At 66.1% G+C, this 13,359-nt stretch carries 16 protein-coding genes; 8 read left to right on the top strand and 8 right to left on the bottom strand.

From position 1 onward, the window contains the following. Positions 1-99 precede the first annotated feature (99 nt). Positions 100-540: a nitroreductase family deazaflavin-dependent oxidoreductase gene (locus ACIA48_RS11795; protein ID WP_396731023.1), complete on the top strand. Its 441-nt coding sequence runs from the start codon at positions 100-102 to the stop codon at positions 538-540. On the opposite strand, the gene ACIA48_RS11790 is transcribed toward ACIA48_RS11795, so the two are convergent. From ACIA48_RS11790 to ACIA48_RS11770, 5 genes are all read right to left on the bottom strand, one after another. After that, positions 537-1,217, bottom strand: a complete 681-nt coding sequence (locus tag ACIA48_RS11790) for a hypothetical protein (RefSeq protein ID WP_396731021.1) — start codon at positions 1,215-1,217, stop codon at positions 537-539. The two genes, ACIA48_RS11795 and ACIA48_RS11790, sit on opposite strands and share 4 nt — an antisense overlap. A 221-nt stretch (positions 1,218-1,438) precedes the next feature. Continuing rightward, complete coding sequence (locus ACIA48_RS11785; protein ID WP_396731019.1) at positions 1,439-2,065, bottom strand: LysM peptidoglycan-binding domain-containing protein; 627 nt, start codon at positions 2,063-2,065, stop codon at positions 1,439-1,441. Positions 2,066-2,254: 189 nt separating this feature from the next. After that, positions 2,255-3,661, bottom strand: a complete 1,407-nt coding sequence (locus ACIA48_RS11780; protein WP_396731017.1) for an NAD(P)/FAD-dependent oxidoreductase — start codon at positions 3,659-3,661, stop codon at positions 2,255-2,257. 43 nt (positions 3,662-3,704) lie between these two features. Then, positions 3,705-4,625, bottom strand: a complete 921-nt coding sequence (locus ACIA48_RS11775; RefSeq protein WP_396731016.1) for a sterol desaturase family protein — start codon at positions 4,623-4,625, stop codon at positions 3,705-3,707. A 39-nt stretch (positions 4,626-4,664) separates the two neighbouring features. Beyond that, positions 4,665-6,227, bottom strand: coding sequence for a carboxylesterase/lipase family protein (locus ACIA48_RS11770; protein ID WP_396731014.1), 1,563 nt, complete (start codon positions 6,225-6,227; stop codon positions 4,665-4,667). Positions 6,228-6,316: 89 nt separating this feature from the next. On the opposite strand from ACIA48_RS11770, the gene ACIA48_RS11765 reads away from it, so the two are divergent. From ACIA48_RS11765 to ACIA48_RS11750, 4 genes are read left to right on the top strand one after another with little or no spacing between them, the layout of a single operon-like run. Continuing rightward, positions 6,317-7,258: an oxygenase MpaB family protein gene (locus ACIA48_RS11765; RefSeq protein WP_396731012.1), complete on the top strand. Its 942-nt coding sequence runs from the start codon at positions 6,317-6,319 to the stop codon at positions 7,256-7,258. Next, positions 7,255-7,872 carry a TetR/AcrR family transcriptional regulator gene (locus tag ACIA48_RS11760; protein WP_396731010.1) on the top strand — a complete coding sequence of 206 codons (618 nt, stop codon included), beginning with the start codon at positions 7,255-7,257 and terminating at the stop codon, positions 7,870-7,872. The genes ACIA48_RS11765 and ACIA48_RS11760 overlap by 4 nt, the downstream gene beginning before the upstream one ends. 23 nt (positions 7,873-7,895) lie before the next feature. Continuing rightward, positions 7,896-8,264 (top strand): DMT family transporter, encoded by a 369-nt coding sequence (locus tag ACIA48_RS11755; protein WP_396731009.1) that lies wholly within the window; start codon positions 7,896-7,898, stop codon positions 8,262-8,264. Continuing rightward, a complete protein-coding gene (locus tag ACIA48_RS11750) occupies positions 8,264-8,587 on the top strand; it encodes a DMT family transporter (protein WP_396732737.1) in 324 nt (107 codons plus the stop codon). Before ACIA48_RS11755 ends, ACIA48_RS11750 begins: the two co-directional genes overlap by 1 nt. On the opposite strand, the gene ACIA48_RS11745 is transcribed toward ACIA48_RS11750, so the two are convergent. Then, positions 8,556-9,755 (bottom strand): MFS transporter, encoded by a 1,200-nt coding sequence (locus ACIA48_RS11745; RefSeq protein ID WP_396731007.1) that lies wholly within the window; start codon positions 9,753-9,755, stop codon positions 8,556-8,558. The two genes, ACIA48_RS11750 and ACIA48_RS11745, sit on opposite strands and share 32 nt — an antisense overlap. 43 nt (positions 9,756-9,798) lie before the next feature. On the opposite strand from ACIA48_RS11745, the gene ACIA48_RS11740 reads away from it, so the two are divergent. Both ACIA48_RS11740 and ACIA48_RS11735 read left to right on the top strand, forming a co-directional pair. Beyond that, a complete protein-coding gene (locus ACIA48_RS11740; protein WP_396731005.1) occupies positions 9,799-10,146 on the top strand; it encodes a YidH family protein in 348 nt (115 codons plus the stop codon). 3 nt (positions 10,147-10,149) lie between these two features. After that, a complete protein-coding gene (locus ACIA48_RS11735) occupies positions 10,150-10,443 on the top strand; it encodes a DUF202 domain-containing protein (RefSeq protein WP_396731003.1) in 294 nt (97 codons plus the stop codon). On the opposite strand, the gene ACIA48_RS11730 is transcribed toward ACIA48_RS11735, so the two are convergent. Both ACIA48_RS11730 and ACIA48_RS11725 read right to left on the bottom strand, forming a co-directional pair. Continuing rightward, entirely contained in the window at positions 10,384-11,343 is a 960-nt protein-coding gene (locus ACIA48_RS11730; RefSeq protein ID WP_396731001.1) for an SDR family NAD(P)-dependent oxidoreductase, read from the bottom strand. The two genes, ACIA48_RS11735 and ACIA48_RS11730, sit on opposite strands and share 60 nt — an antisense overlap. Further along, positions 11,340-11,957, bottom strand: coding sequence for a TetR/AcrR family transcriptional regulator (locus ACIA48_RS11725; RefSeq protein ID WP_396730999.1), 618 nt, complete (start codon positions 11,955-11,957; stop codon positions 11,340-11,342). Before ACIA48_RS11725 ends, ACIA48_RS11730 begins: the two co-directional genes overlap by 4 nt. A 77-nt stretch (positions 11,958-12,034) precedes the next feature. Between ACIA48_RS11725 and lysA the strand changes: the two genes are divergently transcribed. Then, positions 12,035-13,351, top strand: a complete 1,317-nt coding sequence (lysA, locus tag ACIA48_RS11720) for a diaminopimelate decarboxylase (RefSeq protein ID WP_396730997.1) — start codon at positions 12,035-12,037, stop codon at positions 13,349-13,351. The last annotated feature ends 8 nt before the right edge of the window (positions 13,352-13,359 follow it).

Here is a 13,359-nt window from a genome sequence, read left to right as displayed (position 1 = left end):
CGCCAGTGTCGCACAAACCGAGATCACTGCTCTTGATTTTCCCGGCTCCGCGTGCGACCCTCAAAAGAGAGCGCTGCTCTCGAATCGAAGGAGAATGTGATGACCGTGCGGTACGACCAACCCACAGCCGCTACCCGCGCCTTCAATGAAGTGTTCCGCCTCCTCGCCGAAGTCGGGGTCAGCATCGCCGGCACGGTGGCGGTGCGCGTCCGTGGCCGGAAGACCGGAAAGCGTCGCGGAGTGGTGGTCAACCTGCTGACCGTCGCCGGGCGCGACTACCTGGTTTCACCGCGCGGCACCACGCAGTGGGTTCGCAACGCACGGGCCGCGGGCGTCATCGAAATGGGGCCACGGTGGCACAGCCGCGAGATTCGCATCACCGAGGTCGCCGACGACTCCAAGCCAGAGTTGTTGCGGCACTACCTTGATCGGTGGTACTGGGAGGTGAAGGGACACGTCGGCGGATTGACACCAGAATCCTCGGACGCCGAGATCAGCGCAACGGCGCCGTCGATCCCCGTATTCGAGCTACACCGCTAGGGCACGGGAGCCGAGGCCGCGGAGATGACGTCCTGATGCGCCTGCTGATTGGCGACGTGCCAGGACACGGCGGCGGGGAACTGCCCCCAGGTGCTGTTGAACATTCCGACCATCGCGGCCCTGCCGTCGGGAGTGATGAAATAGACCGGCCCGCCGGAATCGCCCTTCTGACTCACCACACCGTTGGTCATTGTGAACCAGCCGTTGTAGACGGCCTGAATGTTCCCGCAGCTCTCACCTGTCACCACGCCGAAGTGGCATACCGGCATCCCGGGCGTGGGCACGACGCCAGGGTCGGACACGAGCACCAGGCCGCGCGGCAGGATGTTGTTGATCGCGACGTCGGGATCGATGGTGATCGCCTCCCAGTCGGTGATCTGGTGGTTGGTGTCGATCGTGGCGCCGTCGGGAGTGTTGTCGCGGAACGACGCTTGCTGCCCGATGTGCCTGCGGCCGCGGTCCTGCACCGTGCCGTCGCCGCGGCAATGGCCCGCGGTGTAGGCGATCCGCGCGCCGGGGTCGACGAATCCCAAGGTGCAGGCGTTGGTGCCCTGGATGATTTCCATGCCGGGGAACACCACGACGCCCGGATCGGCCTGCACCGGAGCTCCGGGGAGCACGAGCGCGCCGAGTGAGGCCGCCACTGTCGCCAATACGCGTAACGAACGTCGGCGCATCGTCGCCCCCTTGGGTCTCAAGTGAGTAAAGGGTACCGGCGTTAAGCGATGCTCATAGGCCGAGTGCGAGAAGCGATACCCGCGCCCGACCAGGAGCAATCACACAACTGTCGTACCTACTCAAGCCCATCGGCAAGGATCACGGAAGCGTTACAGCCCGGCAACGGCGGTCACAGAGTTGGCGTCCCCCCAGCACAGAATTTCGTCCCTGAGTGGGTCGTTCAGGGGATCGTCAGCACCTGCCCCGGGTGGATCAGATCGGGGTTGGCAACGCCGCTCGCATCGGCGATCACCTGATACTTGCTGCCGTCGCCGTAGAAGCGCTCCGAGATCGCCCAGAGCGTGTCACCGGACACCACGGTGTAGGTCCGCGGAGCCGGCCGCGGCGGTGGTGGCGGAGCGGGGGCCGGTTCCGGCGCAGGCGCGGGTGCCGGTTCCTCGGCGACAGCGGCGGCAACTTCTGGTGCCGCGGGTTCGGGCCCCGCGATCTCCTTCTCGGGGGCCGGCGGCGGTTCGGACGTCTCGGTCTTGGTCGACCACGCGGGGCCGCCCTTGGCGTACAGCACCAGGTTGCGATCGTCCTGTAGCACGAGCTTGACGTCCTTGCTGCCCTTTGTATCGCTGTGCCACACCGGCTTCTCCGACGTGTACAGGACGAAGTTGCCGTCGGTCTGCACCTCGGCACGCTCGACGTTCTGGCCGTCGGTGCCCGTCGCCCACACGGCCTGTCCGCGGGCGGCCAGGACCAGGTTGCCGTCCTGCTGCAACGTCAGCGTGTACGCCCCGTTGCTGGAGGTCAGTGCATCCCCCCTCTGGAGCTTCTGACCCTCGGTGAGTGTGTCTGCCACGTCGTTCCCCTTCCTCGAAAAGCGATCGAACAGAATGCATCGAGCCTACTGACCCACGGTCGGTCGCGGCAGGGCTTGACTCACCGCGATTGGAAACGTCTACCGAACAACAGGTGTCCAAAACTATTCGGCGCGAACGTATTACGTTGCTCAGCTAGCAGACGGCCCTTTGCTGGTGCGCGCGCCGTTTTAAGAATCGAAACCCAGGCCCAGCGCATCGAGGGTACGCAGGAACATGTTGCGGCGTCCCGCCGAGTGATCGGCGCGGTCAAGAGACCATCGCGTCGCCTGAATGCCGATACTCGCGGCCGGTTCTGGCGGGAACGGCAGCGGACGCCGGCGCACCATCTCCAACTCGGTGCGCGGTGTGGGGCTGCCCTCAAGCAGGTCCAGACACACGTCGGCGGCGAACCTCGCCGCGCCCACCCCGAGGCCGGTGAACCCGTTGACATACGCGACGCGGTCGTCGAAAGCCAGACCCCAGTGCGCGCAGAACCGCGTGTTGGTGTCGATGGCCCCCGCCCAGCGGTGCGAGAACCGGACATCCTCGAGTTGCGGGAAGGTGATGAAGAAGTGCGCGGCGAGGCGCTCGTAGGTATCGGGGCGGTCTTCGTACGCAGGATCGACCTTGCCTCCGAAGTGGTATACGGCGTCATAGCCGCCCCATACGATGCGGTTGTCCATCGTCAGCCGGTAGTAGTGAAACTGGTTGGCGCAGTCGCCTATCCCCTGCCTGTTTCGCCACCCGATGCGGCCCAGCTGCGCGCCGGTGAGCGGCTCGGTCGCCAGCACGTAGTCGTACACCGGCACGGTGTGCAACCGGTTACGCCGCAGCAGGCTCTTGTAGACATTCGTCGCCAGCACTACCTGGCGAGCGGTGATGGTCGTAGTCGCGGTGTGCGCACGCAGTGCGGAGCCGTCGGCGTCCATGCGGGTGGCGTTGGCGCCCTCGTAGATCTGCACACCGGCCTCCGTACACGCGCGGGCCAATTCGAACGCGAGCTTGGCCGGGTGGACGATGGCGCAACTGTCGGCGCTGAACAGGCCAGCGAGGTAGGTCGGCGAGTTCGCCTCCGCGCGCACCTGCCGGGTATCGAGGAAGCGCCCTTCTCCCCCATCCGCCGCGTCCCGTAACCAGTCGACTTGATGCGGTTCGGTCGCGACCGAAAGCATTCCCGTGCGCTGCCACTCCGTATCGAGCGCCAGCCGCTCGATGTCGGACTGCATGCCGTCGAGGTTTTGCAAACCCATGTCATCGAGGGTGTCGATCTCCTTGGGCCAGCGCGACTTTCCGTTCTCGGCGCCGTGAGTCAGGCTGGCGTCGACGAAACCGCCATTGCGTCCCGATGCCGCCCAGCCGATGCGGTTGGCCTCGATCAGCACTATCCGTCGGTCCGGATTGCGCTCGGCGGCATGCAGTGCCGTCCAGAGCCCGGTGTAACCGCCGCCGACCACGAGCAGGTCGCAGGTGACCGGCGCCGTCAGCTGCGGGTAGGCGGGCCGTGAAATGTCCAGCCACATCGAGCCGAAGGTGCTTGCCGCAAGCGAACGTTCGATCAATCGGGGATCAACGGGGGCATCGAACACGGTCTGCACATGGCGGACACTACGGGGCCGATGGCACCGGCGCCGAAAAATCCTAGACGCGAACCTTGGCCGGGTCCTCGACGCGCTGTTCGGCAGGCAGCCAACCGGGAGGCCCGAAGGCGTAACCGAGCTTGTCGCGCCATCGCGGTGCTGCCCGGACATCGCGGAAGATCGACACGTACTCGTGGATCTGCAGGGTCCAGATGTTGTAGGTGTCCACCTGTTTGGTCAGCCCGTAGTTCGGGCGGACGTTCTCTTCCTTGAAGCTGCGGAACAGCCGGTCCCAGAGAATGAAGATGCCGCCGTAATTCTTGTCAAGGTACTGCTGGTCCATACCGTGATGAACCCGGTGATGTGATGGCGTGTTGAACACGAACTCGATTGGCCGCCATAGCTTTCCGATGCGCTCGGTGTGGATCCAGAACTGGTAGATGAGGTTGATCGAGAAGCTGGCGAACACCATCCACGGCGGCACGCCGAGCAATGGCAGCAGGGCTCGCAGGAAGACATCGCCGCTGATGTTCCATTTCTGGCGCAGCGCGGTCGCGAAGTTGAAGTACTGGCTGGAATGGTGTGCCTGATGCGTCGCCCAGATCAAGCGGACCCGATGAGCGATCCGGTGATAGACGTAGTACAGAACGTCGACGCCGACGATGGCGATCACCCACGTGTACCAGGCGGTGGCCGGCAGTTGCCACGGTGCGACGTAGACGTACAGCGCGGCGTAGGCCAGTAGGGCGACGGCGTTGAGGACGCCGCTGGTGGCGATCGAGACCAGGCCCATCTTGATGCTCGCCCACGCGTCGGGCTTGAGATAGGCACCCGCGGGGGCGCGCTCCGCCTCGTCATGCACCAGCTTGCCCGCGCTGACCCATTCGATGACGAGCAAGATCAGGAAGAACGGGATGGCGAACGTCACCGGGTCGTGCATCAGCGGCGGTAGCACGTCCGAGAAAACACGTGTCCAGTCCACGGTGACACCTCCGGTGGGAAAGTTTACGACGGGCGCCACTCAGCGGAAGCTGAGCACCTCGTCGCCCCAGGCCAGTCGCAGGTCACGGTCGAGATCGTCGACCACCCGCTCGGCCGCGTCGATGATCAGCGAAGCACGATCCTCTTTGCGGTACGGACGCCATTGGGGATCCGCTGCTGACGCCGAGGGCTTACCGTCCACCGCGAAGCTCACCCAGCGCTTGCGCATCCGTGCCGACACCGTCTTACCGGCCTTGAGCCCACCCAGTTTGAACGTAGGGTCCTTCGGCCCGGCGACCAGGTTGCCCCATACGTACGGCAGCTCGGTGGCATGTGCCGCGCCGAGGCGCAGCAGGCGCAGCATCGGGGTCGCGAAGTCGAACCGGTAGAGGTAGACGGGTGCGACCTCACGATGGCCGTCGGCGAACCAAATAGAGGGCATGCGGAAACCGATGTCGCGGGCCACTCCCATGCCGATCGCCTTCGGCCGCCCGCGGTATGCGGTACGGATCTGCGCTTCACTGGGCAGCTGCAGGGCCGGCTGCTCGGCAGCGATGTCGGCGAACATCGTCCGCAGCGCCTCCGGCGTGATCGGCATCAGCGGTGACTTCATCCAGCGGAACAGGGCGGCCTCGTGCTTGTTGGTGCCGATGATCAGCGGGACCGGATGAGTGCGCCCTTCCCTGGCAAGTTTGACCGGATGCTCCGGCACGATGTCACCGTCGATGATCGGGACGAACGCCAGTGTTCCCGGCGCACTGACCGGCACCTGGTCGAAGACATGCTTGGAGGCGGTCAGCACCGCGTCGATCGGGATCGTGGGCAGCCGCCCGACGTCGTCGCGTCCGAGATTCAACGCATCGAGGAACTGATCGGCCACGCGACGACCGCGCTCCTGGTCGTAAATCGATGTGGCGGGCGAACTTTGGGCGATCGCCGCCGAGAACAACCCTTCGGCCGCCGGGCTGGCCAGCAGTGTGGTGACAATGCCTGCACCCGCGGACTCGCCGAACAAGGTAACGCGTGTCGGGTCTCCGCCGAATCCGGCAATGTTGTTGCGCACCCACTGCAGCGCGAACAGCACGTCACGCAGCCCGAGGTTCGTTTCGAACCCGTCGCAGAACGAGGAGAGGTCCAGGAAACCCAGTGCGCCCAACCGATAGTTGACGGTGATGATCACCGCGTCTCCGCTGCCCGCGAGCACGCCACCGTGATAGAGCGTTTGGGCCGATGCGCCGAGCATGTAGGCGCCGCCGTGCACCCACACCATGACCGGCTTGCTGTCCCCGGGCTCGGTGTCCGATGACGCCCATACGTTCAGTGTCAGGCAGTCGTCACCCTGGGGGGCGCCGAGGTTCAGCGGAATCCTGGGAAACGTCGGCTGCGGGCAGGCGGGGCCCACCCGCGTCGCATCGGCCGGTTCCGACCACCGCTCAGGCGCCTGCGGCGCTCGCCACCGCAGCTCGCCGGCCGGTGCCGCGGCATAGCGAATGCCCTTCCACGCCTTGACCGTCCCGTTGTCGACTCCGCGCACGGGACCGTGCGCGGTATCGACGACCAGCTGGTCGTCTGCAGCGCGTCGAGTGTTGGCCTCCGCCGTCACCGATGGCCTCCTTCAGCCGATGAACACAACCACTCCACAGTACGCGCGCGTACCGCGTGGCCCCGGCGATGAGTGGTATACATGGTGGTGTGAATGTCACATTTCTACCGCAGCGACTCACCACAGCCGAGAAGGTGCGCAGGCGAATCGTCGAAGACTTCGAGAAAAGCGCTGGTCGTCACGATGATCCCGCGGTCTACGGCGGGCCGCCCGGCGATCCCGGCCTGATCGGGCCGGACAGCATGTCGTGGGAGATCAACGCCGACCTGGCGTCGGTTTCGCAGGCTGGATTGCCCGCGATCGTGCTGGAGATACTCCATCCGTCCGTGGTGGCAGGAGTCCAGGATCTGTCCAACTATCGCGACGACCCGTTCCAGCGGGCCCGCGCCACCCTGGGCTACGTCCTGACCACGACATTCGGCAACACCGAGGCTGCGACCCGCGTCATCGAACGCGTCAGGCACGTGCACTCGTTCGTCAACGGCACCCGCCCCGACGGTGTGCCGTACCACGCGTTGGATCCCGAGTTGATCGCATGGGTGCACACATGCATCCCATGGATGATCCTTCGGACGTTCGAACACACCAACCGTCCGTTGTCCCGCGACGAGCAGGACCGCTACCTGGCCGAGCAAGCCGTGATCGGCAGGATGGGTGGAGCGGACTGGGTGCCGACCACGGCCGCCGAACTCGACGACTACGTGCAGACCATGCGGCCTAAGCTAAGCGTGAATGCCCAAACACGTGAGTTCATCGACTTCTTGATGACGTCGCCGTTCTTCCCCGATCTGCCCGGACCGGTCGACCGCCAGTTGCACCGGTTCACCATCTACGCCGGCATGAGCCGGGCGCCATCATGGGCGCGCGAGCTCATCGGCTATGACCGGCCGTCCGCGCTGACCCGCCGGCTCATCGAGCCCGCCCTGCATTTCGACGCGCGGCACCTGCGCTGGGCGTTCGGCACGCCGAGGTACGTCGAGCTCGCCCGCGAACGCGCTGCGGGTGTGCAGCCGAAAGTCGCGGTGTCGTGATCGACGCCCAGCTCATCGAAGTCGTTGGCGGCGCCGTATCCATGGGCAGAGTGGACGAAGCAGCCGACCGTACCAGTCAACGCATCCTCGACGCCGCCCTACAGGAGGCGGCATCCGTTGGGCTGCAACGGATTACGGTTGAGGATGTCGTCCGGCGCGCCGGAGTGTCACGGATGACGGCCTACCGCCGCTATCCCCGGCGCGACGATCTGGTCGAAGCGCTGGTTCGCCGGGAGACGCAACGATTCCTCGGCGCCGTCGCCGATGCCATCGACGCAGGAGATGATCCGAACGAAGGTGTGGCCGAGGCGTTCATCGCGGCCGTCACGTTCGCCCGCGAGCACCCGATGCTGCGCCGCGCCGGGCATGTCGAACCGGCCCCGATCGATTCGGCGGAACTACTGAAGATGGGGTCGGCGTTCATCGCGAACTACATCCACGGCGATACGCCGGGGACACCGCCGCGGCAGGTCCGCTGGGTTGCCGACGTATTCGCCCGGCTCTTCCCCACCTATATCTCGATTCCACCGGATGATCCGGACTTCAGCGACGACGCCGAACTGCGGCGGTTCGCGCATGAGGTGCTGACGCCGATGGTCGAGCGCGCCATCTGAGGGCGATGGCATAGCTTGGTGCCGTGCGGAAGTGGGCGCTCCTTGGTGGCGCAATCTCCACCGAGGTCGCTGCGACGCTGTCCCTGCGCGCGTCACAGGATCATTCGGCGTGGCTCGCGGTCGTCATCGCCGGCTACCTCGCGTCCTTCTTCCTGTTGACGATGGTCCTGCGGGCCGGCGTACCCGTCGGCGTCGCGTACGGAATCTGGGGCGCACTCGGCACGGCGGTCACCGCGGTGCTCGCGGCCGTGCTGTTCGGCGACCCATTCACCTGGCCGATCGTCGCGGGCATCGGGCTCATCATCGCCGGGGTGCTGCTGATCGAGTTCGGATCGCATCGAGCCGCGACGGCCGAGCTGGAACCGGATGTCGCCGCCGGGGCGGCTCCGTGATGTGGCTCGCGCTCGCCGGCGCCATCCTCGTCGAGGTGGCCGCGACCCTGTCGCTGCGCGCTTCCGATGGTTTCCGGAAGAAGGTGTGGATCGTCCCGATCGTCGTCGGTTACCTGCTGTCGTTCTATCTGCTGTGGGTGTCGTTGGGCCTGGGGATGCCGGTCGGCATCGCGTACGGCGTGTGGTCGGCGTGCGGTGTCGCGCTGGTGGCGGTCATTGCGCGCTTCCTGTTCAACGAACCGCTCACTTTGATGATGGGGCTGGGCATTGCGCTCATCGTCGGTGGTGTGCTCACGATCGAGATGGTTGGGGTCGCGCACTGAGAGCTCCAGCGAGGGCGATCGCGACGAGTCCCGCGACAGGGACGAACAGCAACCCGACCCGCAGGCTCGTCGCATCGGCGATGACACCGATGATCAAGGGCGCACCGAAGAAGCCGATCCGCATCAGCCATGTCAGCACGGTCAATCCGCTTCCCGGTCGCAGGCCCGGCAGCTGGTCGGCGCGATGCATCGCCGCCGGGATCAGAGAGGCCACGCCGAACCCCGCCGCGGCGAACCCGGCGATGGTGCCGGGCACCGAGGGGAATGCCAGCGCGGCTCCCATCCCCACCGCCGCGATAACGCCGCCGGCGCGAATGACGGTGCGTTCGCCGAATCTGTCGACGAGGCGGTCCCCGATCAGCCGGCCGATGAACATGAATCCGACCAGCGCCACGTAGCCGAACACCGCGACCGCACCCGGTGCACCAAGGGTGTCACGCAGATACAGTGTGGCCCAGGAACTTCCTGCATCCTCGACGGTTGCTCCCGCCATGGCGAGCACAACGAGCGCGACCAGCGTCCCGTACACCGCCAGACCCGCACCCGATGCACCATCTGTCATCCGTGAGGGATGGTCGTCGTGATCGGGCCCCTTCAACAGGTAGGGGTAGGCAACCAATACGAGGCCGCCGAACAGAATGGCTGCGACCCCCAAATGGATTGGCCTGGAGATGTCCAGCGCGATCGCGCTCGCACCCATTAGGCCACCGACGATGGCGCCGGCCGCCCACACGGCGTGCAGTGAATTGATGATCGACCGACCGTAGTTGCGCTGAAGACGGAGTCCGTGCGCGTTCTGCGCCACGTCGGTGACCGCATCGCACGCGCCAGCCATGAAAAGGGCGGCGGCCAGAACCAGCGGGGTGCCCGCGAGGCCCGCGAGGAGTACGAAACCTGCGAGGCCGAGGGTGCCGACAACCGCGACGCGCGACGACCGGTACCGCCGGATCAACGCCGCAGCCGTCAGGCCGGCCACCAGGGCGCCGGCAGAGAACGCCGCGATCGCGATGCCGTAGACCGTATTGGACAGCTGCAGGTCGGTCTTGATCTCGGGATAGCGAGGCAGCAGGTTGGCGAATAGAGCTCCGTTGCTCAGGAACAGGGCCGCGACGGCGATCCTGGCCTTTCGGTGCTGCGCCACAACGACGTCGAGCGGTTCAGGCGCCATGTCCGGCGACACTACCGATCGGAGGCCTCTAGGCTGATTCACCGTGGCAGTTGCCGACAATCACGAGGATCTGGACTATCGCTTCACGCTCGCGAACGAGCGCACCTTCCTCGCGTGGATTCGCACCGCGCTGGCACTCATCGCCGGTGGTGTCGCGGTCGTACAACTCGTTCCAGCCCTGACCATCCCCGGGGTGCGCCACGGTCTGGGAATGGTGCTGACGGCGTCGGGTGGCATTCTCGCGGTATTGGCCGTGCAACGTTGGCGTGCGGTACAGGCGGCCATGCATGAGGGCGGTGAACTGCCCCGGTCGCGGATGCCTGCGCTGCTGGGCGGCGCCATCGTCGTACTGACCATCGCGCTGATCGTCGTTATCGCGGTCCAGCCGTAGCCCATGGCAGGTCGACCCGAAAGACCGGGACTGCAGGCGGAACGCACCCAATTATCCTGGGAGCGAAGCGCACTCAGCTTTCTGGTGGCCGGAGCATTGCCGCTGTTCGGCCAGGGGCCGCTGGACGATGGGCGAATGGTCCTGCCCGCCATAGGGGCCCTCTTGGCGATACTCGTCGTGTGGCTGGGTCGCCGCCGGGCGCATCGCTACACGACCGTACCGAGGGCCGAAATCCTCCTACTCGGCTGGGCGACTGCGGGATTCGCGGCCCTGATCCTGGTGTTCGGCGGTCTCTAGAGTCAGTAGCTGCTCACTGGTCGCCCACAGATCGAGCGCCTTCTCGCGGTCGTAGGAGTCGACGGAGGACTGGATCGGCCGCTTCCCTTCGAAGTACATACCGGTGACGTCGTTGAACCGCGAGTCCCGCACCAGCGCCGCAAGGCGGGCGCCCGAGGACCGCGTGCTGTTGACGTTGGGCAGCACCCGCAGCAGCGGGAACACATATCGCCAGGCCCACCGCCCCATCGGCGAGTAGTCGCGGGCGAGGCCGGAACCGGGCATGAGGCCGGGATCGAACGCGTTTACGGTGACACCCTCGGTGCCCCGGCCGAGCCGGCGGTCGAGTTCGTAGGCGTACAGCACGTTGCATAGTTTGGACGTGGTGTACCGGCGGCGACCGTCGACCGGTTCGTCGTCCCCGGGGTATGCGAGATCGGCGGCGTTTGTGTACTGCGGTGACGGCATCCCCGTGGTCTTCGCCGGATCGTGGGTGCCGCTGGCGACCACCACGATGCGCGCCGGCGCAGCGAGGTCCGCGCGCAGATCCTGCACCAGGGCGAAGTGTCCGAGGTGGTTGACGCCGAACGTCATCTCCACTCCCTCGGCGGTGCGCTCGGTGCCCGACACCACCTGAAGACCGGCATTGCAGACGATCGCGTGCAGCGGCGGCAGGTTGCGGCTGCGGAAGTCCTCGGCAAAAGCGTGGACCGACGTCAGCGACGCGAGGTCCATTTCGAGAACCGTGCTTCGCGCCGGGTGGCCGGCGCGTTCGACGGCGTGCACGCCGCGCGCGACATCGCGAACCGCGAACACGACATGCCAGGACGGGTCGTTCGCGAGAAGCTCTCTCGCACATTCCAATCCGAGTCCCGCGCTGGCACCGGTGATGATTGCGGTCTTGTTTGGCGCTGCAGTCACTTCTCCTCCAAGAGAATCGGGATCAAGGCGGTCACGGTCTGAAACAGCCGGCGGTACATCCGGTCGACGTCTGTGGTGGTGGGCTCGAGGTGGACCGCGAGGAAGATGCCGTCCGACAGCGCGACGGCCACCGCGGCGAGTTCATCAAGAATGCGCTGGGCCTTGGGTTCCGGGAGGTCAGCGGGAAGCAGTTGGGTGATCGCGTCACGGAACCGTGCGATCGCGGTGTCGCGCACCCGGCGTATCACCTCCGCGGCCGCGGGATCGTCGCTGCGCTCCAGCGACAGAAGCAGGAACAGCCGCAGGAAATCGGGATGCTGCGACTGCTGATAAATCACCGCATCGAGCTGCCGTTCGACGGTGGCCTCGGCGGGAATCGCCGCGAAATACCGCTGCGCACCGCGTTCCATGACGGCCGCTAGCACGCCGTCCTTGGAGCCGAAGTGCCAGTAAATCGAGCTCGCCGGCAGACCGCAGGCCTTGCGGATGTCGCTGATCGACGTCGCGGCATAGCCGCGCGAGCTCATCAGCTTCTCCGTCGCGTCGAGGATCTGCTCGCGGGACTGCTCGCCCTGCTGCTGTTTCTTCGTCGGAATTCGCTCTGTAAGGATCATTACAGACATAAAGTAGCGGTCTTCGTGAAGTTTGTCGACCGCGGTCACCCGGGCATGCGCGGTGGGACCCTGAGTCGATGACGATCCACGGCGATGAGCGCTCGCGCGAAGAGCAGAGGAAAGCCGAGGCCGCCGAGTTGGTCGGGCTCTTTCCGCCTGGCACCGGCACCGACAGCGACGGGACCCTCATGGTCGGCGGTTGCCGACTCGACGACGTGGCCGCGCAGTTCGGCACCCCGGCGATCGTCGTCTCCGAAGACGCGCTGCGTCAGCGCGCCCGGGACTACCTGAGCGCCTTCCGAACTCGCTGGACGCGCTGCGACGTGGCCTTCGCGTCGAAGTCGTTCCCGTGCACCGCCGTTCAGCGGGTAATGGTCGAGGAGGGTCTGCACCTCGACGTCGCGGGCGGCGGCGAGATTTTGACTGCGCTCAGGGCCGGTGCGGATCCCGCGCGACTCGTGCTACACGGAAACGCCAAATCCGACGAGGAACTCGAGCTGGCCGTCGCGCGCGGCGTCGGCCTGGTGGTCGTAGACAACTTCGACGACATCGACCGGCTCGAGCGCATCGTAGGCTCGGGCCATCTTCCTTCAAGAATCCAGCCTTGCCTGGTCCGCGTCATCCCTGGCGTAGACGCCGCCACCCACGCCTCGCAGGCGACCGGACACGCGGGGTCGAAATTCGGTCTCATGCCCGACGACGCCCGTGCCGCGATCGCTCGGATCGAGCGCAGCGCCAAGATGCGGCTCGACGGTGTGCACACCCACGTCGGCTCGCAGCTTCTCAATGTCGAACAACTCGCGCAGGCCGTCGAGCCCATCGCCAAGCTCGGCACATTCGAGGTCTACGACCTCGGCGGCGGCCTCGGAGTGCGCTACACCTATGACGAGCTCCCGCCGACTCTCGACGACTACGCCGACGCGATGGTGACCCAGGCGAAGGCGCTATTGCCCGCCGGCAGCCGCATCATCGTCGAACCCGGCCGCAGCATGGTCGCCAACAGTGCGTGCACGGTCTATCGCGTCACGACCCTCAAACGCGGCGTCGTCACCCACGTCGCGGTGGACGGCGGCATGGGCGACAACCTCGAGGTCTCACTCACCGGTCAGCGGTTCGAGGCGACGATCGTCAACCGGGTCGGTGGCGGGGAAACCGTCAGCGTGGTCGGACGGCACTGCGAATCGGGCGACGAACTGGTCGACGGAGTCGCACTGCGCGAACCGTCGGTCGGCGATCTGCTCGCGGTGCCCGTCACAGGGGCCTACTGCTACACGATGTCCAACCAGTACAACGGCGCGCGCCGCGTTCCCGTGGTCTTCGCACGGGACGGTGCGGCGCGACTCGTGGTCCGCCGCGACACCTGGGACGACCTCTTGATGCGTGACATCGACTGATAGCGGGC

Source organism: Mycobacterium sp. NPDC051804 (genome assembly GCF_044452905.1).
Classification (GTDB): Bacteria; Actinomycetota; Actinomycetes; order Mycobacteriales; family Mycobacteriaceae; genus Mycobacterium.
The sequence above is the reverse complement of the archived record's forward strand: the minus strand, read 5'-3'. Positions and strand labels throughout refer to the sequence as shown.

Excerpts from the sequence above, each read along its gene's own strand:
- ACIA48_RS11790 (WP_396731021.1), bottom strand. The coding sequence starts at position 1,217 with ATGCGCCGACGTTCGTTACGCGTATTGGCGACAGTGGCGGCCTCACTC.
- ACIA48_RS11735 (WP_396731003.1), top strand. The coding sequence starts at position 10,150 with ATGGCAGGTCGACCCGAAAGACCGGGACTGCAGGCGGAACGCACCCAA.
- ACIA48_RS11745 (WP_396731007.1), bottom strand. The coding sequence starts at position 9,755 with ATGGCGCCTGAACCGCTCGACGTCGTTGTGGCGCAGCACCGAAAGGCC.
- lysA (WP_396730997.1), top strand. The coding sequence starts at position 12,035 with ATGACGATCCACGGCGATGAGCGCTCGCGCGAAGAGCAGAGGAAAGCC.
- ACIA48_RS11750 (WP_396732737.1), top strand. The coding sequence starts at position 8,264 with ATGTGGCTCGCGCTCGCCGGCGCCATCCTCGTCGAGGTGGCCGCGACC.
- ACIA48_RS11795 (WP_396731023.1), top strand. The coding sequence starts at position 100 with ATGACCGTGCGGTACGACCAACCCACAGCCGCTACCCGCGCCTTCAAT.
- ACIA48_RS11725 (WP_396730999.1), bottom strand. The coding sequence starts at position 11,957 with ATGATCCTTACAGAGCGAATTCCGACGAAGAAACAGCAGCAGGGCGAG.